Consider the following 17,955-nt stretch of genomic DNA (forward strand, 5'->3'; position numbering starts at 1 on the left):
ATCATTCCCCTTCATGGTTAAAAATACATTTTTAATCTTTCTCTATACAGTCACCATAAGACGTTAGTCAGATGGTCTAAACCAGTGCCTGACCCAGCTCATCCAGCTTCACGGTGCGTTGCTCCCCTGTATTCATCGACTTCACGGTAATTACACCATTCTTCAGCTCATCTTCGCCAAGAATCGCAGTATAACGTGCCGACATACGGTCTGCGGATTTCATCTGTGCCTTCATTTTTCGGCCTAGGTAGTCACGTTCTGCTGAGAACCCTTGGCTGCGCAGAATATATAGCTGCTTAGAGATTTCGATATCAGCTTCCTCACCGAGAGCTACGAAGTACACATCCAGTGGCTTCGCCGTCTCCAGCTCTACCTTCTGATCCTCCAAAATGAGGAGAATTCGTTCAAGTCCAATCCCAAAACCAATACCCGGTTGATCCGGTCCACCAATTTCTTCAACCAAACCGTTGTAACGGCCTCCGCCGCCCACGGTATCAATCGAACCAATACCTGCTGCTTTATATTCAAACGCTGTATGCGTGTAATAATCCAGTCCTCTTACAAGTCGAGGGTTAATGGTGAATTCCACACCCATGATATCAAGGTGCATCTTCACCTTTTCAAAATGAGTCGTGCACTCTTCGTCCAGACTATCCAAAATGGAAGGCGCATCTGTAAATTTATCTTGATCTACCTTACAATCCAGCACGCGAAGCGGATTACGCTCAATACGACGCTGACAGTCACTGCAAAGGGTATCCTTCATTGGTCTTAAGAAACCCAATAATTTCTCCCGATAAGCTGCACGGCTAGGTGCGTTACCGACAGAATTGATTTCCACTCTTACATCCTTAAGGCCAAGATCCTTATAGAATTGATAGCCTAAGGAGACTACTTCCGCATCAATAGCCGGATCCACAGCTCCAAAAGCCTCAATACCAAACTGATGGAATTGACGATATCTACCTGCCTGTGGACGCTCATAGCGGAACATAGGTCCGATATAATACAGCTTACTTACATCAGGTTCACCGTAAAGCTTGTTCTGAACATAAGCTCTAACGACACCAGCCGTTCCTTCTGGACGCAGCGCCAGATCACGATCGCCTTTATCCTTGAACGTGTACATCTCGCCTTCTACAATATCCGTTGTTTCGCCTACTCCACGCTCGAATAACCCCGTATACTCGAACATCGGTGTACGGATTTCACGGTAATTGAAACGACGGCATAAATCTCTAGCCTTCCCCTCAATATACTGCCATTTCTCCACAGCTCCCGGAAGCACATCCTGCGTTCCTGTAGGTTTCTCGAATCTTTCTTTAGCCACAGTCTATCCCTCCTAAAAAATACCCCTCTAAATCTGCTCTCTTCATCACTTCATCATGCTAAACAAAACAAAAAATCCCCCGCCCTGTTTATAAAAAACAGGGACGAGGGATTATCATAACCAATAATACACCCGTGGTACCACCCACATTCCGGATCAGAACCATTCTGAATCCGCTCAAAGCGGTTAACGCCCGCCTACGCATAACGGCTACTGATAGCGGCAATATACATTGCCCACTTTCGCCGTACGTTCTCGGGGAGGTCATTCATTCGCTCATCAACAGAATCCTTGCAGCCAAGCAGAAACGATAGATCATCCATTGTACTGGATATCATCTGAATCTACAGGGGATTCCTCTCTGGAGTTGTGGGTCCTCGAATTACTTGTTCCCGTCATCAAAACCATATGATAAAATCGTATATTTTTAAATTCTACTGAACTACTGCGCTAAAGTCAAGGCAGGAAATGCGAAGATGAATAAAAAATTCGACAACTTTCAACTTTTGACCTTTAACTTCAACCGTTACAAAAAAAATGACCTGCAGCCAAATGCTGCAGGTCCATCATCATATATTATTAAAAAGGGGGTCATGCCTTTATTATAAACACGCTATATTAAGGAAACATGTATGTAATATTACGATTATATTACATTCATGAAAGCGGTTTATTTTAATAGATTGTTGTTAATCGAATTGCTCTACAAATGCTCCTTTGCCCCGAAGGGTTTCCACAACCTCATTATAATTCTCTTCTGCAACACTTAGGTCCATCACATAACGAAGTTTACTTAAATCCCCATCTTCGAGCTCTCCATCTGCTACATCCGCACTAACCTGGTCTTCATCCACGCTATAATGGGTCTCAGGCTCATCACGCGTTTCGGAGGCGGCAACACCAGGGGCCAACATAGCTCCAGCTGCCGGAGTGCTACCCGTTCCAAGCGTCCCCACTGTACCTGCGGCTAACGTCGTATTACTAAACGGAGCTATCGGAAACAGAATTCTACGATCTTCCCCAATAGGGTCCGTGAGTGGCCATACCTCCAAGCCATCTACCTTGTAACTAATCAATGCTATTTTAGCACCTTCTGCTTCATTTTCCGTTTTAAAATATGCTTGGATTTTTCTGGTCATTACCATTACCTCCTTTAGATTATAAGACTCTGTGTTATTAATTGCTATTGCAGAACCTTCAATATTTCACGAACGAAGGCAGGCTCATCTTTCGGGGTACGCGAAGTAATGTAATTACGATCAACTACCACTTCTTCATCTTTAAACTCCGCACCAGCGTTCACAGCATCATCTTTCAACGGAGGATAACAGGTGATGGTACGTCCTTTAAGCAAGTCTGCACTGATCAGAATTTGGGGTCCGTGGCAAATAGAAGCGATAGGCTTACCAGCTTCGTTTGCTTCTTTCACAAACTTCAAAATATCTGCATTTTGCCGTAAATTTTCTGGGGAAGAACCTCCAGGAATTACTATCGCGTCATAACTACCTGCTTGAACGTCAGCTATAGCTTTATCGGTTGCGTAGGAGACTTCCTTCTTTTTGCCTAGTAAGGTCTCACCCTTCTTTAAACCAATAATGTCAGCTTGATGTCCTGCCTTTATAACTTCATCGTAAGGGACCTTCATCTCAGAATCTTCAAAATCATTAGCTAGTAAAAATGCAACATTACTCATGTGATAAGTTCTCCTCTCTGCTTGTGCAAATGAATAGGTACTTATTTATCTTTCTTGTCGTCTATTACCCTTCTCACAATGATTTCTAACCTCTAATCAGAAAATATCCCCGGTTAACCGCATCAAAAAGCCGCCTCCACCACCCATTTCAGGTACGCGGTAAGAGATTACGGCTTCTTCCTTTGATCACTTGAGATTCAATATCATCTTCCGTCTTTTTGGCTAATGCATAGGCTTCTACAGGACTCCCTGTCGCTAGTGCCGGGATACTTCTCCATACCCATGCCTTCTGTGAATGTCTCATTACTAAGCTCCTTGCATCGTGCGAGATAACTGTCTACCTTTAGTTTATCCAGCTCCAAGAGGCTCTATCCGCGCAAGATACTTGTAGCCATCAGAAGAAGGAGGCTGACTGGAATTTCGGAATTTCCGTTTGAGCTGGTGTTTGCTTTCAAACCCCCAATTGGTTCGCTTTTGCTGAGCGCAATATGTAGAATAGGCGTATCAATACAACAATAGCGAGGTGGAAAGGATTAACAGCATGGATAAAAGAGTGCTTGTCGCAGACGATGAATGCTCTATCGTGAAAGCGATCGCCTATGCACTGCGGCGGGAAGGCTTTCAGGTCGAAACAGCCGCTGACGGCGAAGCCGCGCTTAGGCTCGTCGAATCGTTCCAGCCGCAAGTGTTCGTACTGGACGTTATGATGCCAGGGCTGTCTGGTTATGATGTGTGCCGTCGACTGGAGAACCGGAGAGGGATTGGCATCCTATTGCTCACGGTCAAGAACGACATTGTAGACAAAGTACTAGGCCTAGAGCTGGGTGCAGATGATTATATGACCAAGCCGTTCGATATTCGGGAGCTCGTCGCCCGAGTTAGAGCGCTGCACCGTCGAGTCGAGAAAAGTGCGGAACACGCTCCCTCCGACAGTCCAATTATGATTGGTGCGGTGACAGTGAACCCGTCACATCGTGACGTACAGGTGGCCGGTGAGAAGGTGGGGCTGACGCCCAAAGAATTCGAGCTGCTACACCTGCTCGTCCTCCATTCGGAACGGGTATACACACGCGAGGAACTACTAGATCTTGTCTGGGGGCTCGACTATGACGGGGGCACGCGCACTGTCGACATTCATATACAGCGAATCCGCAGTAAGCTGGGCGACGAAGGTCAACGTCTACTCCAGACCGTATACGGAGTAGGTTACAAGGCCACCCGGGAGTCCTTATGAGGGTGAGCTTACGATGGAAGTTCTCTCTGCTGCTCGCCGGCCTGCTGTTGTTCACGGTGAGCGTGCTTAGTGTGCTAGTACTACGCAGTATCCGTCACAACCAACGTACTGGACTGGAGCGTGAAATGGCGGAGATGGCGAACCGCGCCGAATTGACGGTGAAGATGAGCTACTTGTCCGGGGAACAGGTCAGCTTGAAGGCATTTATGAAGTATCGTGGCATGGATCTTTCCAATCGATTGGGGCAATCCAACGGACTGCACGTCCGACTGTACGATGAGACCGGTGTCGAGATCGGGAATTCGCTGCCTCTCGTTCCTTCCCCCACTATGCCGGATGCGCTGCAGTATGCACTTCAGGGCAAGGTTGCTTATTCGGACGTCCAGGACGTGCTATATTATTTCACACCCATCATGTTCGAGGAACAACTGATCGCTGTAGCCGAATTCCAGAGACCCGTGGGCGAGCTGCACGCCTTTTACCGGCAGACAAGAACAATGTTCATCCTATCCGGGTCAACCGTTCTGCTCGCCAGCTTCCTGCTCGGCTTCCTCTATGTCTACCGACAATCCAAAGCTATAACTCTGCTCAAGCAGACAGCGAACAACATCGAAGCAGGAGCGTATATTGATCATGCACCACTAGTCCGTAAGGATGAACTTGGCGAATTAAGCGAGGGCATTTATAGCATGAGCCGTGAGATCGAATCGAGTATGAAGAAGTTAGAAACGGAGAAAGTGAAGCTATCGCTTGTCGTAGACAAGCTACAAGTATTGGAGCAGCAACAGAAGCAATTCATTAACAATATTAGTCATGAACTTAAGACACCTCTCACTTCTATCACTGCATATGCCGATCTACTGGAACTGTACCCAGATGATCCTTTACTGTTTCAGCAAGCGATGGAAAGCATTCGCAAGGAATCGTCTAGACTGCACAAGCTAGTGGAAAACGCGCTGCGCCTTGCCTCACTGGAGAAGTACGAATTCGAATATCAGGCTGAAGCCGTGTCACTTGATATCGTGCTGGACGAGCTCGTCTCTCTTATGAAAGGCAAGGCTGACAAATTCGGACTAACCATTCAGCTTCACACAGTACCTGCCACCATATGGGCGGAACGCGAGAGTTTAATACACATCTTCGTTAATTTACTGGACAACGCGATCAAATACAACCTCCCCGGTGGAAGCATCAATATTCGATTGTATACCGAACAGAATCACGCAAAGATAGAAATTATTGATACGGGAATTGGCATTCCTTTCGAATCCCAGGAGCGAATCTTTGAACCCTTCTACACCGCGAACAAGGCGCGTTCAAAAGAAACGAAAGGAAGCGGCTTGGGACTTGCTCTCGTTCAGCAATGGGTGGAGAAGCAAAGAGGAATCATACAATTAAAGCGGTCAGACTCCACTGGGAGCGTGTTTGAAGTACAGTTTTCCCTCTATAATCATGATTCTGTATAAGTCCCAACTCCTCTCTTCTCCAAGTCTCGATCCGTTTACAACTTGGAAACAATTCGAAATACTGTGGAGACATCCTGTTGGTACACTCTTATCAGATTTATAACACAGCTTAGAAGGAGATACATCATTCATGAAGATGAAACAAGTTGGGATCGTATTACTAGCGGTTGGGATCGCAGGCTGCAGCAGCACAACACAGAGTAACGGCGGTGGAGCAACTAATAGCCCACCAGTTACCGTCATCGACAAGAACAAGCCAGAGAAGCCTGATTCGCAAACCGATAAACCAATCACCATGGATCAACTCGAGCGACTTGACGGCCTGTATGCGCAAGATTGGCTGAATGAGAACGAATTGTTAATTGCCCAGACGAATCCGGACGCGAAGAAGATTGATTCCGACTCTGGTCCAATGAAGCCTGCCCAGCTGTACATTTACAATTTGAAAACGAAGCAGGTCAAGGCGCTGAAACCGAGCGAAGACCGCGTGCATGAGAGTCCGATTGTCTCGCCGGACGGCCAATATGTCTTTTTCCATGAAAACACCTCGTTCATGATGGACGGTGGCCGCGGTGTCCTTGTGCATGTGCCAACCGGAACTAGCCGAATAATCACGGATAAGGATAAGGGCGGACAAGAATGGGGCCAGTGGACAGACTCCAGCCATCTGATCGTCGGCAACGGTAAAGGTGCTATTCTGCAGGTTGGGACAGTTAGTAAAGACGAGGTATTGCTTAGCAAAGATAAAAACGTCATGTTCGATTATGCAGCGAAGACCGGGAATACGCTCTTCTACGTCAACCCTAATCCCGATAACACACTGTCGGCCTACAATCTGGAGACGAAGAAAGAGACGATCGTGGACAAATCCGTCTGGAGAATGTCGCTGTCCCCTGACGGCAATCAGTTAGCCATGCTGAAGAGTACGGGGGATACGGAACGCACGCTGTTCCTCATGAACTCGAACGACACCTCGAAGCGGACTAAGCTCGCCGTGACGACTCAGATGTACGCTTTCGATTGGTCCCCAGATAGCTCGTACTTGGCGTTCGCCGTGTATAACAAGGACAGGGACGGCATGAACGGTGTCTACGTTGCGAATGCGAAGACCGGTAAGATCGAGCAACTCGGCGATTTCCAGGATGTCGCAACCGTCGCCTGGAGCCCTTCCGGCAAGCAACTAATGGTCTCGACGAGCACATTTGTGGATAATAAGCCCAAACTCACGACTTATCGGCTAGTGTTGAAGTGATTAACAAGATTAATATGTTCATTACACCAACGGAGACCGAATATTACAATAACAAAAAAGCGTCCAACATATTAGTCACGACTAATATGTTGAACGCTTTTTGAATTTGAAATTTTTGATTAAGGTCTTGATAAATAGGAAGCAATCTTCGACATTTTTTTCATTAACTGCGGCTATCTAAAATGAGAGTAACCGGGCCCCAATTGGTCAGTGACACATCCATCATCGCTCCAAATACCCCCGTCTCCACTTGAAGGCCGCCAGCTCTAAGCTCTTGGTTAAAGTAATCATAAAGTCGCTCGGCCTCCGCGGGAGCTGCTGCTCCCATGAAATTCGGCCGTCTCCCCTTACGACAATCCCCGTATAAAGTAAACTGGGATACTGAAAGAATTGCTCCCTCAGTCTCTGTGACACTGTAGTTCATTTTACCAGCATCATCTTCAAAAATACGTAGTCCTGCTATTTTATCCGCCAAATATTTGGCATCCTTTTCTGTATCCTCATGCGTAACGCCAACTAGCAGCATTAAGCCTTTGCCAATTTCTCCGGTCACTGCCTTATCCACGGTTACTTTGGCGTCCTTACAACGCTGTACTACAACTCTCATCGTACTACTCCGCTCCTTGCCCTATTGCATGATCCGATTCACTGTATATACATCCTTGACTCGTTTCACTTTATCTACAACGGATTGCAGATGTTCCGTGTTACGAATGAGAATGGTCATATGAATCATTGCCATTTTATTCTTGTCAGAGCGCCCAGTGACTGCAGAAATGTTCGTTTTACTCTCGGAAACTGCCTGCAGCACTTCATTGAGCAGTCCATTACGATCATGACCTGTAATCTCAATATCCACACTGTAGTTTGCTTCCATCGTACCTTCCCATTCCACTTCAATCACCCTTGCTGCTTCTTCTCCGTCACCTTCACCCGGAATGTTAGGACAATCCTGGCGATGTACAGATACACCCCGGCCCCGTGTAACATACCCTACAATGTCGTCACCCGGTACCGGATTACAACATCGTGCAAAACGGACAAGTAAATTTTCAATTCCCTTTACACTAACACCATTGGTCGGTTGATTACGTTTTTCGCCGGAAGACTTGATCTCCTTCATCTCTGAAGTAAGCTCTAAATGATTAGCAGCTTCTTCCTGCTCTTTGCGCAGCTTTTCCGTCAGACGGGAAGCAATCTGCGAAGCGGTAATCCCACCAAATCCAACGGCAGACAGCATATCCTCAACATCGTTAAAAGCAAATTTCTTCGCTGCTTCTAAAAGCTTATCATCAGAAATCCACTCAGAAACTTCGACATTCAGACGCTTCAGCTCACGTTCAATCGCTTCGCGACCTTTTTCGACATTTTCCTCACGTTTCTCTTTTTTGAACCATTGCTTAATTTTGCTTCGCGCATGTGAGGATTGAGCAATCTTGAGCCAGTCGCGGCTTGGTCCGTACGAATGCTTCGATGTCAGTATCTCTACAATATCGCCCGTCTTCAACTTGTGATCCAATGGTACGATCCGCCCGTTCACCTTAGAACCAATCGTACGATTACCCACTTCCGTATGAATACGGAATGCGAAATCAAGTGGTACAGAACCCGCAGGAAGCTCAATAACCTCGCCTTTAGGCGTAAACACGAACACAAGATCCGAGAAAAAGTCCATTTTGAGTGATTTTACGAACTCTTCGGCATCCTTGGCCTCATGCTGAAGCTCCAATATTTCGCGAAAAAAAGGCATCCGATTCTCAGGATTCACATTATTGCTGGTTCCTTCTTTGTATGCCCAGTGTGCTGCTATCCCGAATTCAGCCGTGCGATGCATTTCCCAAGTGCGAATTTGCACTTCGGTTGGCTCTCCGCCAGGACCTACCACTGTAGTATGCAAAGATTGATACATATTGGCTTTGGGCATAGCTATATAATCTTTAAATCGACCTGGCATTGGCTTCCAAAGGGTATGAATAATTCCGAGGGTTGCATAACAATCCTTGATATTATCCACAATGATACGGATGGCCAGCAGGTCATAGATCTCATTAAACTGTTTGTTTTTCGTACTCATTTTGTTATAGACACTGTAGATATGCTTCGGACGACCTGAAAGATCACCTTCAATGCCCATTTCATCCAGCTTGGCACGAATACGGCCAATTACGCTGTCGATAAATTGCTCACGTTCAGCCCGCTTCTTATGCACTAGATTAGCAATGCGATAATACTGCTGCGGATTCAAGTAACGAAGCGCAATATCCTCCATCTCCCACTTAATCGCGGAAATCCCCAAACGATCAGCCACAGGACAGAAAATCTCCAGCGTTTCGTAAGAAATACGTCGCTGGCTCTCTTCAGATTGATACTTTAACGTACGCATATTATGCAGGCGATCCGCTAGTTTGATAACGATGACCCGGATATCCTGCGCCATCGCAATAAACATCTTACGGTAATTCTCGTTCTGCTGCTCTTCCTTTGAGCGAAAACGGATGCGTTCCAGCTTAGTTAAGCCATCGACAAGCATCGCGCAGGTATCGCCAAATTTCGCGCGGATTTGTTCCAATGAGACCGTCGTATCTTCCACAACATCATGCAAAAGCGCCGCAACAATAGATATAACATCCATTTGCATATTGACGACAATATCTGCCACCGCCAGCGGATGCAGAATGTATGGCTCCCCCGACTTGCGGATCTGCCCGTGATGAGCCTGATCGGCAAATTCATAAGCTTCCCGGATGCGGAGAAGATCTTTATCTTTTATATAGGCGCCAGCCTTATCAATTAATCGCTCTATGCCCATTCTCGTCGTATCCGTTTCCTTTCTATAATAAAATGAACCCGCAATCATTCTGAAATCTGCAGGTTCCAATCATTTCGCAAGCAACTTACGCTCTTGTTCAAAGTTGTCTATAATTATGACGCTTACGAGGGATTACGTCAACACTTGCCATCTCATGGTATTCAAGAAGTAAAAGTTATGAAAATCGGACAAATTAATAACACTTGTGAAAATGTTGTTGTAAAAATGTCCAGTTCTATTTAATCTAGTAAAGGCGGATTTTCGCTGGACAACATCATATCCATTAAGAAAGAGGAGTGAACTCCATTGCAACGCGAAATTCAAGTTAATGAAAAACTTCCATGGGGCCCCGGTTTTCTGTTAAGCCTACAGCATTTGTTCGCCATGTTTGGCAGTACAGTGCTAGTACCTAACTTGTTCGGGGTTGACCCTGGCATGATTTTGCTGATGAACGGTATCGGCACACTGCTATACATTTGGATTTGCCGTGGTAAAATACCTGCCTACCTTGGCTCCAGCTTTGCATTTATCGCACCCGTATTATCAGTGCTTGCTGATCATAAAGATGATCATATGAAAGGGTACTCGCTTGCTTTGGGCGCTTTCATCATCACAGGTGTTATCTTTGTGCTCGTTGCTTTGATCATCCGTTATGCAGGAACAAAATGGATCGATGTTGTCTTCCCTCCAGCAGTAATGGGAGCTATCGTAGCAACGATCGGACTTGAACTTGTGCCTGTTGCCGCGCGAATGGCAGGACTTATTGCCCCTGAAGGTGTTGCAGTTGCAGACTGGACTCCAGATGGCAAAGCAATCACACTTTCTATGGTGACACTGGGCGTAACCGTAATTGGAGCTGTACTCTTCCGCGGTTTCCCAAAAATCATTCACATCCTCATCGGTATCGTAACTGGTTATGGTTTAGCTTATATTATGAAAATGGTGGATACGGCTGCAATATCTAATGCGAATTTTTTAGCGCACCCTACTATTGTTACTCCATCCTTCGATTGGAATGTAATCCTGACTATCATCCCAGTATCGCTAGTAGTAATCGTTGAACATATTGGACACTTACTTGTAACCAGCAATATTGTTGGCAGAGATCTGGCTAAAGACCCTGGACTTGACCGCTCCCTGATGGGTAACGGGATATCTACAATTATATCCGGTTTTATCGGTTCTACTCCAAATACAACCTACGGTGAGAATATCGGGGTTATGGCATTAACTAAAGTTTATTCTGTATATGTGATCGGTGGCGCAGCAGTGATTGCAATTCTGCTATCGTTCTCCGGTACTTTTTCCTCCGTTATCGCTAATATCCCAACACCTGTAATGGGCGGCGTATCACTACTATTGTTCGGTGTAATTGCCGCATCCGGTCTGCGAATCTTCGTAGAGCAAAAAGTTGATTTTTCCAAAGCCACTAACATGATTATGGCTACGTTGGTGCTTGTTGTCGGAATTAGTGGTACAACCCTTACTATGGGTAGCGTAAAACTCAGTGGTATGGCTCTAGCTACGATTGTTGGTATCGTTCTAGCCCTATTCTTCAAACTCATTGAAGTTCTTGGACTGTCTAATGAAGGTGTAGAAAGCGATAAAGCTGCTCACTAATTTATTTATGTATTAATAATTCAAAAAGACTGCTCCAGATCCATTTTATGGATTGGACAGTCTTTTTTCGTATCTCTTTTGACCAAAAAATCGAAAAACAGCAACCCTCCGCTAGTAGTAACAGAGAATTGCTGTTGTTTGCACTTTTCCACATTATTCGATACATAAATCCTAATTTATTTCCCGGGAAAAGACAAGTTTATCGTATTAATCTTCGTAATCAACTAATGTAATAACTTCAATTCCAGAAAGCTTATTACGTCCAGCAAGCTCAACCAATTCAATCAAAAACGCTGCGCCTACCACTTTACCACCAAGCTGCTCCACAAGGTTAACCGAAGTAGCTATAGTACCTCCTGTTGCTAACAAATCATCAGCAATCAATACATTTTGTCCAGGCTTAATGGCATCCGTGTGAACAGCAAGTGTGTCTTTACCATATTCAAGATCATATCCAACCTCGATAGTCTCATACGGCAGTTTACCACTCTTACGAATCGGCACAAAACCTACGCCCAATGCATAAGCAAGAGGTGCACCAACTACAAAACCACGTGCTTCCGGTCCAGCGATCACATCGATTTCTAAGTGGGATACAAGAGCTTTCAAGGCATCAATTGCCTGGCGATATGCATCACCGTCTTTTAACAAGGTGGTGATATCTTTAAAACTAATACCTTCTTTTGGGAAATCAGGAATCACGCGAATACTATCTTTAAAATCCAAATTTTTCATCTCCTAAAAGTTTTGTTAGCATATGCTACTTTGAGTCCGTTTCGACAAAACTTGCTTCGTAAGCGTCTGCTTTGTTTTGTTTAGTCTTTATGATACGCCTAAACGGCGTGATAACATCCAATCCTGTAGTTCAGACAAGCTACCTTCCATGAAGTACTGCTCCATTTCCGCCATCTTCCCCAGTCTGACAAAATGTCTTGATGCTGTAAGGCTTTTAGCTGTAGGCTGCGTAATAAAGGTCACACTTCCGTGACTTCTTTCGATAAAATCCAGCTCCTCGAACACATCTAGCATATTACTAAGCATTCGAATACTTAATGAGGATTGTCGACTTAGCCGCAGCAGCACTTCATGTTCTGGCGTTGCAACAGCAGTGATCGAAGCCAGCAGTTTATAGAGTATTTTAAAATGATCCCGTGTCGGAATGATAAGTCGTTCTCGGCCATCCTTTATAGAATGCAATAACGCAATATTATCAGCATTAGGAAAAGCCTTCAGTAATGCGTCTAGTTGTTCAGGAGTCTCCGGCATATCCAGTAGACATAACAGTGAGACATGCCCTGACTCCTGAATCGAATCATCCTTAATAGCGGCGCTAATGCCAGCTTCTTTATCATATACCCAGAAGGACATTCCTATCAATTCAGTCTGTGAAGACATACGTCCACTCTGAAACACTGCTGCAGCACGATATGGGCCAGCACCACTATAGGGAAGCAGCAGCTCTCTAATATGTGCAGCCTGCCGTACAGCGTCAGCAGCACCACGAAGATCAAATAATTGAGCATCCTGAACTGATAAATCCTGTAGCATCAGCTGTGGTTTCCTCGAGCCATTCCATTCGTTGATCGACAGTTCAGCCAGCACATTGATCGGGGTGCCCACAGGGAGCAGCTTAGCCAAATCCCCTTTACCAAAAGCCAAGGCTTCGATCGTACTCTTACCCTGTTGCAAGACGATCTTCAAGTGTTTTCCGTCTTGCCCCATGGTGCGTGTCTCTTTCACTGTAGCCCCGCGAATGATGAACTTTGGCAATGGATTCGACATCCCGAAAGGTGCAAGCCTTTCCAATTCAAGCGCGGTCTGTAGGGACAAATCGGAAATCGACACTTCTGCATCAGCAGAAGTAACAGGAACGAAATGCTCCGGTGTTAACACAGTAGCAGCGTATTCATTTAATGCCGCAGCGAAGGCTTCTAAGCCGTCCCGATGCAGACTCATTCCCGCAGCTGCTGGATGACCACCGAAATGATCCATTAAGTTAGAACAAGAGGATAAGGCCGCATATATATCAAGTCCAGGAATAGAGCGGGCAGAACCTTTGCACATGCCGGTCTCCGGATGAATATCCAGAATAATTACAGGTCGATAGTAACGCTCCAGCAGTTTGGAAGCCACTATGCCTACCACACCCACATTCCAACCTTGTTCAGCAAGGACTATGATGTCTGGTATCTCTCCACCCTGAGTCATCTGCTCCAGTTTTGCAGTGGCCTCCACTACAATTCTTTCTACGACCAATTGGCGTTCTTTATTAAGCAGATCAAGCTCCCCAGCCAGTTGCTCTGCCTCATCAGTATGCTCGGTTGTAAGCAACGCCACTGCCCGTCCAGCATGATCCAGACGACCACTCGCATTGATACGAGGCGCCATTCCAAAAGCGATATTAACCGCGCTCACAGTACTCATGGTTACGCCGCTAACATCGAGTAAGGCACGAATACCTGGGAATCGAGATTTTTGCATACTCACCAAGCCGTTTCGAACAATCTCACGATTCTCACCCAGCAGCGGCATTAAATCCGCTACAGTACCGATAGCAGCTATCTCTGCCCATTCTTCGGGAGTTTCCTCCCCTAGCATAGCCTGGGCGAGCTTATAAGCTACACTTACACCTGCCAATCCTTTGAACGGGTAGGGGCAGTCGGGCAGCTTCGGATTAATCAACGTATAAGCCTCTGGGAGAAGCTCTGGTGGCTCATGGTGATCCGTAACAATCACATCAATCCCGAGTTCATTAGCGTAAGCAATCTGATGATAGGCGCTAATGCCAGTATCTACAGTAATGATCAAGGATACACCCTGCTGTAAAGCCCAATCCAAAGCATGATTATGCAGCCCATAGCCCTCATTAGAACGGTGCGGGATATAAATATCAAAGGAAGCGCCTAAGTAACGCAGCAAATGAATCATTAATGCTGTACTGGACACACCATCGGCGTCGTAATCACCGTAAATCAGAATATGTTCTTCTTCTTTTAAAGCCTTTCTAATTCTGGGAACCGCTTCGGCCATTCCTTTTAGAAGGAACGGATCATGCGGAGCTTCCACACCGCCATCCATGAACGATAGAGCCTCATGTGGCGTATCAATTCCTCTAGTCACTAATAGTGAGGATAAGAGCGGAGAAATAGAAAGGCTCCGGGCCATATCCCTTACGACGTCGGGATCGGCTGCCGGAGATTGCCATCTTGTTTTTGAATAAAGCAATAGCGCTCACCTTTCTCTCACCTTGCGAACTACTGAAGCAGCGTCGGAATATCATTATCCACCAATTCATAATTACTTTTGTATGGATAGCCAGGATCATAAGGAACTACGTCCATATGTACCTCACCAACATGAACAAACCTGTGCTGCAGCAACTTTCTTGCACATTCCGAAATATCCTGTGCTTCCATCACCGTAATACGCGGATTTACACTGATCTTCACTTGCAGATTCACATAATTCCCTTGCTCAAGTGCCTTCAAATGTTCTACACGAATAACACCATGAACACGTTGTACGGTTTCAATAAAATTAGCTGCCTCCTCAGAAGGTAGCTCCTGCGCATTCTTAACACTAACAGTATTAACAATGAGCAAATAACCTTTACGTAGAATTAAGCATCCTGTTAAAAGTGCAGCAATAGGGTCCATATAGAGTAGAGGATGCCAATAGGTACCCCCCATTGATAACGATATCCCAACTAATACTGTGATAGAAGTATACAAACTGAAACGATGACTATTGGCATAAGCAGCATGACTGCCATCACCTATTTTTTTAAAGTACCGATATTGATATTGAAATACAGCTTCTTTAAGCACAATAGATAGTAAGACAGTTACAAGTGCAAGTTCTCCGCGAGTGGATGACTGTCCCTCGGTTAAGTCACGGATTGCAGAGAAGGCGATTTGCAGCCCCCCCATAAGGATTAATACCGAAAAAAGTATAGCTAAAAGCGGCTCCTTATTCCCTCGTCGCTCTTCTATCCGCTGCTTGCTCTTTCTGCTTTGTTCAGAGCGCCATGGGAGAATATCCGCCAATTTAGCTGCAGCATCTGCTCCAGAATATAATGCATCGCCCATTAAAGCCTTGCTACCTGAAATATAGCCAAAACTCCCCTTAGCTACTGCCAAAGTAACATCGCTGATGATCCCTGTCCAAGCAACCGTCTTGCTTTGCGGTGATCGTTCTTTATTCATACGAGGCCCCCCTTACCACTAGCAAGTAATCTCATGATGATACAATACACATGACATACTACCCTAAAGATTTCGAAAGCCGCGTCGCATTTGACGCGGCTTTCTTAAATTATAAAGTTGATGTTTTTTTCATTCAAGTGTAGCCATGTTATTTCTCTTGAGACATTACCCTTTAGCCGGGCTCTTTACCTTTATCTTCTCACGCTTCTTAAGCAGTAGCCAGACCGGACTTGCAATAAAGATAGAGGAGTACGCTCCGAATAGCAATCCGATAACCATCGCAAGCGAGAACATCTTGATGGACTCGCCTCCAAGAATCAACAGGAAGAACGCCGCAATAAATACGGTAAATGCTGTGTAAAGAGAACGCATAAGCGTTTGAGCCACACTCTTATTCACAAGCTCTTTTAAATCCTCATAGGTTTTTTGTTTACCAAAACGCAAATTCTCACGGATACGGTCAAAGATAACGATCGTATCATTGATGGAATAACCGATAATCGTAAGCACCGCAATAATAAACGTCAAATCCACTTCCAAGCGGAAGATGGAGAAGATTGCAACGACCATAAAGGCATCATGGATCAATGAAACAATAGCTGCCAATGCAAACCGCCATTCAAAACGAATACTTACATAAATGATAATCCCTAGACAAGAAATGAGAACCGCATAGATCGCATTGCGTGCAAGTTCTTTAGACATTTCAGTATCCACGGTGTTAATCTCAAACGATGCTTTTTCGTCCAGCTTCAAGATCTCTGCTTTAAGAGCTTCATCTTGTTGCTCATCGAGCACTTGATCATAACGAACGTTAACCCGTTCACTTCCTATCGTAATGCTTGGCTCACTTGAAATCCCAGTTTTTTCAACTGCTGAATTAACCTCTTCCAATGTCAAATTCTTAGACAGAGAGATATCAACATTAGATCCTGCTTTGAAATCAACGCTGTAATTCAATCCAAAGGTTGCTAGGAAAATCAAACCTGCCACTGTAAGGGCGATGGAAAAAACATAGAAAAATTTACTCAAATGTACGAAATCAAGCTCTTTCTTAAAGCGCACGAATATCACTCTCCTTAACACCGAAACTCTTCGGTTTGTTCAGCTTACCGGCTTTAACAAGCTGGCTAAGCAACCAGTGGGAGAAATAAAGATTCGTAGCGATACTCAGAACGATTTCCACGATCAGTACCAATGCGAAACCTTTGACTGCACCTGTACCGAAGGCGAACATGACACCTGCCACAATAACAGTTGTGACATTGGAGTCCATTACTGTCCGGAAAGAGGATTTATTACCTGCTTTAACAGAGGAAAGTACACTTTTACCACTGCGCATTTCTTCTCTTATCCGTTCATTTGTAATGATATTAGCATCGACGGCCATCCCTATACCCAGAATAAATGCGGCTATACCAGGCAACGTCAATGTGAAGTCTGCTAAGACAAAGACTACAATTAGCAGCCATGTATGCAAGATCAGCGCAAAACTAGCCAAGAGACCTGGCAAGCGATACATACCGATCATGAAGATAAGAATAATCAAAGAACCCAAAAGACCGGCTTTGATCGTTTGATCAAGCGATTGTTTACCAAGTGTTGCACCCACACTTTGGGAGTATTTCTCAGTAAGTTTCAGTGGCAACGCACCAAGATTAATAGTGTCAGCCAGTTCACGTGCTTCTTTAATTGTATACTGACCGGAAATAGACGCACTACCATCTGTAAGTACTGCTTGTACCGTAGGATCAGATAGTTTGTTCTCATCCAAATAAATTGCGAGATTCTTTCCTAAGAGGCGTTTGGTAATCTCTGCGAATTTATCCTTGTCCTTTATTTTGATACTGATGATTGGCTGATTCAGGTTATCCCGTCCAACCTCTGCCGCACCTTCAACAAAATCACTACCTACCAGTTCGATCTTGCTGTAAGTACCTTCAGCGTCACCTTCAGCAGCACTACGGAAAGTCAGAACTGCAGGCTCCTTCATCTTCTTACGAACCTCGGCTTCATCAGTAACGCCTGCAATTTTCAGACGAATACGATCAGTACCTTCAGTTGTAACCTCTGGTTCACTGGTTCCGAGCGCATTGGCCCGTTTTTCCAAACTTTCTGCTGTTTTCAACAGTGAAGCTCGGGACAACGCTGCTCCCGCTTCCATAGGTTCTGCATGGTACAAAATCTCAAATCCGCCTTTCAGGTCAAGACCAAGTCTAACCTTGTCCAGCAGTCCAGGAGTAGTAAATGCCATGACGCCTGTCAAAACGAGCACGGTAATAATAAAGCCCATTAGTCTCTTCATGCTCTAGCTAGTTCCCCTTTCATTCACTCAATATTCCTATT

Annotated in this window: 16 protein-coding genes; 4 read left to right on the plus strand and 12 right to left on the minus strand. The window is 45.2% G+C overall.

Features of this window, described 5'->3' with window-relative positions:
• Positions 1–76 precede the first annotated feature (76 nt).
• The 5 genes from hisS to MKY19_RS23815 form a co-directional block, all read right to left on the minus strand.
• Positions 77–1,330, minus strand: a complete 1,254-nt coding sequence (gene hisS, locus MKY19_RS23795; RefSeq protein WP_042191091.1) for a histidine--tRNA ligase — start codon at positions 1,328–1,330, stop codon at positions 77–79.
• Between the two features lie 197 nt (positions 1,331–1,527).
• Positions 1,528–1,668: a hypothetical protein gene (locus MKY19_RS23800; protein ID WP_339266673.1), complete on the minus strand. Its 141-nt coding sequence runs from the start codon at positions 1,666–1,668 to the stop codon at positions 1,528–1,530.
• Between the two features lie 351 nt (positions 1,669–2,019).
• Positions 2,020–2,469: a hypothetical protein gene (locus tag MKY19_RS23805; RefSeq protein WP_339798115.1), complete on the minus strand. Its 450-nt coding sequence runs from the start codon at positions 2,467–2,469 to the stop codon at positions 2,020–2,022.
• A 44-nt stretch (positions 2,470–2,513) separates the two neighbouring features.
• Positions 2,514–3,023: a type 1 glutamine amidotransferase domain-containing protein gene (locus MKY19_RS23810; RefSeq protein ID WP_339798118.1), complete on the minus strand. Its 510-nt coding sequence runs from the start codon at positions 3,021–3,023 to the stop codon at positions 2,514–2,516.
• Between the two features lie 148 nt (positions 3,024–3,171).
• Positions 3,172–3,327 (minus strand): hypothetical protein, encoded by a 156-nt coding sequence (locus tag MKY19_RS23815; protein WP_156113176.1) that lies wholly within the window; start codon positions 3,325–3,327, stop codon positions 3,172–3,174.
• Between the two features lie 237 nt (positions 3,328–3,564).
• Here MKY19_RS23815 and MKY19_RS23820 point away from each other — a divergent pair, with 237 nt between their 5' ends.
• The 3 genes from MKY19_RS23820 to MKY19_RS23830 all read left to right on the plus strand — a co-directional run bounded on the left by MKY19_RS23820 (position 3,565) and on the right by MKY19_RS23830 (position 6,975).
• The gene (locus MKY19_RS23820; protein WP_339798121.1) at positions 3,565–4,257 is read left to right on the plus strand and encodes a response regulator transcription factor; all 693 of its coding nucleotides are present in this window, start codon (positions 3,565–3,567) and stop codon (positions 4,255–4,257) included.
• A 2-nt stretch (positions 4,258–4,259) separates the two neighbouring features.
• Positions 4,260–5,723 (plus strand): HAMP domain-containing sensor histidine kinase, encoded by a 1,464-nt coding sequence (locus tag MKY19_RS23825; protein ID WP_339798124.1) that lies wholly within the window; start codon positions 4,260–4,262, stop codon positions 5,721–5,723.
• 130 nt (positions 5,724–5,853) lie between these two features.
• Positions 5,854–6,975 (plus strand): hypothetical protein, encoded by a 1,122-nt coding sequence (locus MKY19_RS23830; RefSeq protein ID WP_339266679.1) that lies wholly within the window; start codon positions 5,854–5,856, stop codon positions 6,973–6,975.
• Positions 6,976–7,138: 163 nt separating this feature from the next.
• Here MKY19_RS23830 and dtd read toward each other — a convergent pair whose 3' ends face one another.
• Together dtd and MKY19_RS23840 are read right to left on the minus strand one after the other, a co-directional pair.
• Complete coding sequence (gene dtd / locus MKY19_RS23835) at positions 7,139–7,582, minus strand: D-aminoacyl-tRNA deacylase (RefSeq protein ID WP_076284841.1); 444 nt, start codon at positions 7,580–7,582, stop codon at positions 7,139–7,141.
• Between the two features lie 21 nt (positions 7,583–7,603).
• Positions 7,604–9,784, minus strand: coding sequence for a bifunctional (p)ppGpp synthetase/guanosine-3',5'-bis(diphosphate) 3'-pyrophosphohydrolase (locus MKY19_RS23840; RefSeq protein WP_149647662.1), 2,181 nt, complete (start codon positions 9,782–9,784; stop codon positions 7,604–7,606).
• Positions 9,785–10,090: 306 nt separating this feature from the next.
• Here MKY19_RS23840 and uraA point away from each other — a divergent pair, with 306 nt between their 5' ends.
• Positions 10,091–11,404, plus strand: coding sequence for a uracil permease (gene uraA, locus MKY19_RS23845; protein WP_339798127.1), 1,314 nt, complete (start codon positions 10,091–10,093; stop codon positions 11,402–11,404).
• Positions 11,405–11,611: 207 nt separating this feature from the next.
• Here uraA and MKY19_RS23850 read toward each other — a convergent pair whose 3' ends face one another.
• From MKY19_RS23850 to secD, 5 genes are all read right to left on the minus strand, one after another.
• Complete coding sequence (locus tag MKY19_RS23850; RefSeq protein WP_042191103.1) at positions 11,612–12,130, minus strand: adenine phosphoribosyltransferase; 519 nt, start codon at positions 12,128–12,130, stop codon at positions 11,612–11,614.
• Between the two features lie 96 nt (positions 12,131–12,226).
• Entirely contained in the window at positions 12,227–14,629 is a 2,403-nt protein-coding gene (gene recJ, locus MKY19_RS23855) for a single-stranded-DNA-specific exonuclease RecJ (protein ID WP_339798131.1), read from the minus strand.
• Positions 14,630–14,658: 29 nt separating this feature from the next.
• The gene (locus tag MKY19_RS23860; RefSeq protein ID WP_042191108.1) at positions 14,659–15,609 is read right to left on the minus strand and encodes a cation diffusion facilitator family transporter; all 951 of its coding nucleotides are present in this window, start codon (positions 15,607–15,609) and stop codon (positions 14,659–14,661) included.
• 165 nt (positions 15,610–15,774) lie between these two features.
• A complete protein-coding gene (secF, locus tag MKY19_RS23865) occupies positions 15,775–16,674 on the minus strand; it encodes a protein translocase subunit SecF (RefSeq protein WP_076284843.1) in 900 nt (299 codons plus the stop codon).
• Positions 16,664–17,914, minus strand: a complete 1,251-nt coding sequence (gene secD / locus MKY19_RS23870) for a protein translocase subunit SecD (protein ID WP_042191112.1) — start codon at positions 17,912–17,914, stop codon at positions 16,664–16,666. Before secD ends, secF begins: the two co-directional genes overlap by 11 nt.
• Positions 17,915–17,955 lie beyond the last annotated feature (41 nt).

The sequence above is a fragment of the Paenibacillus sp. FSL R5-0744 genome (genome assembly GCF_037972555.1).
Classification (GTDB): Bacteria; Bacillota; Bacilli; order Paenibacillales; family Paenibacillaceae; genus Paenibacillus_AQ.

Bases quoted from the DNA above. Each gene is read 5' to 3' on its own strand.
- MKY19_RS23800 (WP_339266673.1), bottom strand. From the start codon at position 1,668: ATGATATCCAGTACAATGGATGATCTATCGTTTCTGCTTGGCTGCAAG.
- MKY19_RS23805 (WP_339798115.1), bottom strand. From the start codon at position 2,469: ATGACCAGAAAAATCCAAGCATATTTTAAAACGGAAAATGAAGCAGAA.
- MKY19_RS23810 (WP_339798118.1), bottom strand. From the start codon at position 3,023: ATGAGTAATGTTGCATTTTTACTAGCTAATGATTTTGAAGATTCTGAG.
- MKY19_RS23815 (WP_156113176.1), bottom strand. From the start codon at position 3,327: ATGAGACATTCACAGAAGGCATGGGTATGGAGAAGTATCCCGGCACTA.
- MKY19_RS23820 (WP_339798121.1), top strand. From the start codon at position 3,565: ATGGATAAAAGAGTGCTTGTCGCAGACGATGAATGCTCTATCGTGAAA.
- MKY19_RS23830 (WP_339266679.1), top strand. From the start codon at position 5,854: ATGAAGATGAAACAAGTTGGGATCGTATTACTAGCGGTTGGGATCGCA.
- dtd (WP_076284841.1), bottom strand. From the start codon at position 7,582: ATGAGAGTTGTAGTACAGCGTTGTAAGGACGCCAAAGTAACCGTGGAT.
- MKY19_RS23840 (WP_149647662.1), bottom strand. From the start codon at position 9,784: ATGGGCATAGAGCGATTAATTGATAAGGCTGGCGCCTATATAAAAGAT.
- MKY19_RS23860 (WP_042191108.1), bottom strand. From the start codon at position 15,609: ATGAATAAAGAACGATCACCGCAAAGCAAGACGGTTGCTTGGACAGGG.
- secD (WP_042191112.1), bottom strand. From the start codon at position 17,914: ATGAAGAGACTAATGGGCTTTATTATTACCGTGCTCGTTTTGACAGGC.